This window comes from Mesorhizobium sp. M7A.F.Ca.CA.002.04.1.1 (genome assembly GCF_004022805.1).
GTDB lineage: Bacteria > Pseudomonadota > Alphaproteobacteria > Rhizobiales > Rhizobiaceae > Mesorhizobium > Mesorhizobium ciceri.
Genome location: NZ_RZPL01000538.1, coordinates 1 through 4080, shown reverse-complemented (window position 1 = coordinate 4080; position 4080 = coordinate 1). Strand labels below are relative to the sequence as shown.

At 63.9% G+C, this 4080-nt stretch carries 5 protein-coding genes; 4 read left to right on the top strand and 1 reads right to left on the bottom strand.

Annotation, left to right across the window (positions count from 1 at the left end; genetic code table 11):
* The coding region (locus ENZ75_RS23665; protein ID WP_164887957.1) for an ABC transporter substrate-binding protein at positions 1 to 919 on the bottom strand (919 nt) is incomplete at its 3' end.
* Positions 920 to 1098: 179 nt separating this feature from the next.
* Here ENZ75_RS23665 and ENZ75_RS23660 point away from each other — a divergent pair.
* The 4 genes from ENZ75_RS23660 to ENZ75_RS23645 form a co-directional block, all read left to right on the top strand.
* On the top strand, positions 1099 to 1626 hold the full coding sequence (locus ENZ75_RS23660) for a flavin reductase (RefSeq protein ID WP_013532115.1): 528 nt from the start codon (positions 1099 to 1101) through the stop codon (positions 1624 to 1626).
* Positions 1623 to 2552 carry a MoxR family ATPase gene (locus ENZ75_RS23655; protein WP_013532114.1) on the top strand — a complete coding sequence of 310 codons (930 nt, stop codon included), beginning with the start codon at positions 1623 to 1625 and terminating at the stop codon, positions 2550 to 2552. Before ENZ75_RS23660 ends, ENZ75_RS23655 begins: the two co-directional genes overlap by 4 nt.
* A gap of 3 nt (positions 2553 to 2555) precedes the next feature.
* Positions 2556 to 3800, top strand: a complete 1245-nt coding sequence (locus ENZ75_RS23650) for a VWA domain-containing protein (protein ID WP_024504342.1) — start codon at positions 2556 to 2558, stop codon at positions 3798 to 3800.
* A gap of 60 nt (positions 3801 to 3860) precedes the next feature.
* Positions 3861 to 4080: XdhC family protein (locus ENZ75_RS23645; RefSeq protein WP_164887956.1), on the top strand; the 220-nt coding region annotated here is incomplete at its 3' end.

The window sequence follows — 4080 nt, the reverse complement described above, 5'->3', positions numbered from 1 at the left end:
TTTCGGAAAAGCCCGACGCTGCCTTGGCGATTTCGACCGCCGCAAAGGCCGGCAGCGTATAGCCGTCGGGCACGACTTTCTGCGCGGCAAAGGCCGCCAGCACTTTTGGATCGGCGACATCGGCCCATTCCGGCGGTGCGATCATCAGTGTGCCCAAGGAATAGGGCACGTCGCCGGGCGGCGTGCGCAGATTCTCGCCGCCGGCAAAGACGATGCCCGCCTGAAGCTGTGCGGCATCGCGGCCCATGATGGCGATGTCGTCGCCATCGCCGCCGGCAAAGACATGCGTCGCGCCGGCCTTCTTCAGCCGACCGATCATGCCGATCTGATTGTCGAGCTGGGGCCGGAACGTGTCGACGAACACAGGTTTCAGCGCTGCCTGTTCGGCCGCTGCCCGCAACGTCTCGGCGATTTCACGGCCGTAGATGGTGCCGTCGTCGATAATGGCGAACAATTCGTTTTGCCACAGGCGGGTGAGGGCTGACGCGACCGCATTGCGCTCATCGTCGCCGCGTGGTCCGAGGCGATAGACCGGCCAGCCGGTCTTGGCGCGGCGGTCGGTCAGGCTTTCGGTTCGCACGCCAATGGTGATGACCGGAATGTTGGCGTCCTTCAGGATCGGCATCGCCGCCCCGATCGCCTCGGTGCAGAGAAAGCCGATTACGATATTGACCTTGACGGCTGCGAATTCCCTGGCCGCGGCAGCGCCGCCATCGGCGGTGCAGGCGTCATCCACGGTCTTGAGTTCGATGCCGTTCGCTTCGGCGGCCATACCGGTACCGGCCTCGATCTGCTTGCCGAGAATGGCCGATGGTCCCGACAGGGGCGCCGAGACGCCGACCAGCAGCGTCCGGGCATCCGCACCACTGGCCAGGAACAGCCAGAACAGCGCCGCTATTGTTCTTGTCCTGGGTCGCATTCGAGCGATGGGATCCTCCGGGCCGGTCCTACGCTCCCGGCACTGTTGCCGCCAAGACCTAAAGGCTGCCCGGCCTTGGTGCAACACGCGAATTTCGGGATATGGCTCAGGCACTTCGCTTGTGGCGGGCTATGTCTGGCCATATATGTCGATAGGATCCTGACAATGGAAAAAATACGGTGCTGAAGAAGAACGACATTGGGCCGCAGGCCTATCGCGACGCGATGAGCCACTTTGCCGGCCACGTCCATGTGGTCACCACCGACGGGCCGGCCGGCAAGCGCGGCGCGACGGTGATCGCGGCCTGCTCGGTTTCGGACACCCCGCCGACCATTCTGGTCTGTCTCAATCGCGAAAATCCCAAGAACGAACCGTTCGTGAAAAACGGCAGGTTTGCCTTGAACACCCTGGCTTCCCACCAGGAGCCGCTGTCAGTCGGCTTTTCCGGAATCACCGGCTTGCCGGTCGAGGAGCGCTTCGCGCTCGGCGAATGGGACGTGATCTCCACCGGCGCGCCGACGCTGAAGGGTGCGCTCGCCGTGTTCGACTGCGAATTGATCGATACCAAGGACCTGGCCACCCATCGTGTGCTTTTTGGCAAGGTGACAGGCCTGCGGATGGGCGATAATTTGCGGCCGCTGATCTATCACGCCCGCGGCTACCACGTACTGGAAAGCGGAGCGGCGGCGTTCACGGAGAAAGAATGACCGAGCTGAAACCGCGCGCCGCGCCACGGACGATCGACGAGACGCTCGATCTCCTGACCGGTGCGGACTATGTGGCGGACCGGTCGCTGGCGACCGTACTGTTCCTGTCGTTGCGTATGAAGCGGCCGCTTTTCCTTGAGGGCGAGGCCGGCGTCGGCAAGACCGAGATCGCCAAGGTGTTGGCACAGGCGCTCGGCCGCCGGCTGATCCGCCTGCAATGCTATGAAGGCCTTGACGTCTCGTCCGCCGTCTACGAGTGGAACTACGCCGCGCAGATGATCGAGATCCGCATGGAGGAGGCGGCCGGCAAGGTCGAGCGCTCCGCCATGGAGCGCAACGTCTTCTCCGAAAAATACCTGATCCGCCGCCCGGTGCTCGATGCGCTGACCGGCAAGGCGGGGGCTGCCCCGGTTTTCCTGATCGATGAGCTCGACCGCACCGACGAGGCGTTCGAGGCCTTCCTGCTCGAAATCCTGTCCGACTTCCAGGTGACGGTGCCCGAGCTCGGCACCATCAAGGCGGAAGAGCCGCCGATCGTCATCATCACCACCAACCGCACCCGTGAGATCCACGACGCGCTGAAGCGGCGCTGCCTCTATCACTGGGTCGACTATCCCAATGCCGAGCGCGAGTTGGAGATCGTGCGCCGCAAGGTGCCGCAGGCCAACCAGCGCCTTTCGGCCGAAGTGGTCTCCTTCATCCAGAAGCTGCGCCAGATCGAGCTGTTCAAGGTGCCGGGCGTCGCCGAAACCATCGACTGGGCCGGCGCGCTGACCGAGCTCGACAAGGTGGCGCTCGATCCGGAAACCGTCTCCGATACGATCGGCGTGCTGTTGAAATACCAGGACGACATTGCCCGCATCGAACAGGGCGAAGGCCGGCGCATCCTCAACGAGGTGAAGGCCGAGCTTTCGGCGGCGGAGTAGGCGATGCCGCGCCCCGAGCCAAAAGAGGCCATGCCGCACGGGCGGATCGCCGACAACATCGTCTATTTTGCCCGCACCTTGCGCAAGGCGGGCATGCGGGTCGGGCCGGCCTCGGTCAAGGACGCCATCGAGGCGGTGCTCGCCGCGGGCATCGGTTCGCGCGACGATTTCTACTGGACGCTGCACGCCGTGCTGGTGTCGCGGCATGAGGATCACGCCATTTTCGACGAGGCCTTCCGGCTGTTCTGGAAGTCGCGCGAACTGATCGAAAAGATGCTGGCGATGTTTTCGCCGGTGGCGCCCGACACCAGGGAAAAGCAGAAGCCACGCGCCGCTGAAAACCGAGTCAGCCAGGCGATGTTCGAGGGACACCAGAAGAACCAGCCGCCACAGGAAATTCCCGAGATCGAGGTCGACGCCCGCTTCACCTTTTCCGGCAACGAGGTGCTGCGGGCCAAGGATTTTGCCCAGATGAACGCCGCCGAGATGGCCGACGCCAAGAAGGCGATCGCGCAGTTGCGGTTGCCTTTCGACATGGTGCGGACGCGGCGCTTCAAGGCCGATGCGCATGGCCGCCGCATCGATCCGCGCGCCATGATGCGTTCGGCCGCGCGCACCGGCGGCGAACTGATCCTGCCGAAATTCCGCTCAGCCCGCGAGGTTCATCCGCCGCTGGTCGTGTTGGCCGACATTTCCGGCTCGATGAGCCAGTATACGCGGATTTTCCTGCATTTCCTGCATGCGCTGACGGAAAAAAGGCGTCGCGTGCACACCTTCGTCTTCGGTACCCGGCTGACCAATCTGACGCGGCAGATGCGCCATCGCGACCCGGATGCAGCCCTTGCCGACTGTTCGGCGGCGGTCATGGACTGGTCGGGTGGCACCCGCATCGGCGACACGCTGGCCGAGTTCAACCTGATATGGTCGCGTCGCGTGCTGGGGCAGGGGGCGGTCGTGCTTCTGATCACAGATGGGCTGGAGCGCGACGATGTCGCCGGCCTGTCGGAGGAGATGGAGCGCCTGCACAAATCTTGCCGGCGGCTGATCTGGCTGAACCCGTTGCTGCGCTTCGACGGCTTCCAGGCGCGCGCCCGTGGCGTCAAGGCGATGCTGCCGCATGTCGACGAGTTCCGCTCGGTGCACAATCTCGATGCGCTCGCCGATCTCTGCGCGTCATTGGACAAGAAGTCGGCACAATCCGTCGATCCGCGCCGATGGCTGGAAGCTGGCGCGAGGCGCGCCGCATAACCATATCCTTCCCATCCGGAAAACAGATCCCGAGAAAAACAGACTTCTGGAGAAACGGTCATGGAAAACAGCATTTATCTGGATGAGGCCCGCGACCCGCTGATCATTGCGGAGGGCTGGATGAAGGACGGCAAGGACGTGGCCATCGCGACAGTGGTCGAGACCTGGGGTTCGGCGCCCCGACCTGTAGGCAGCCATCTGGTCATCGACGCACACGGCAATTTCCATGGCTCCGTCTCGGGCGGCTGCGTCGAAGGCGCTGTGGTCAGCGAGGCCATCG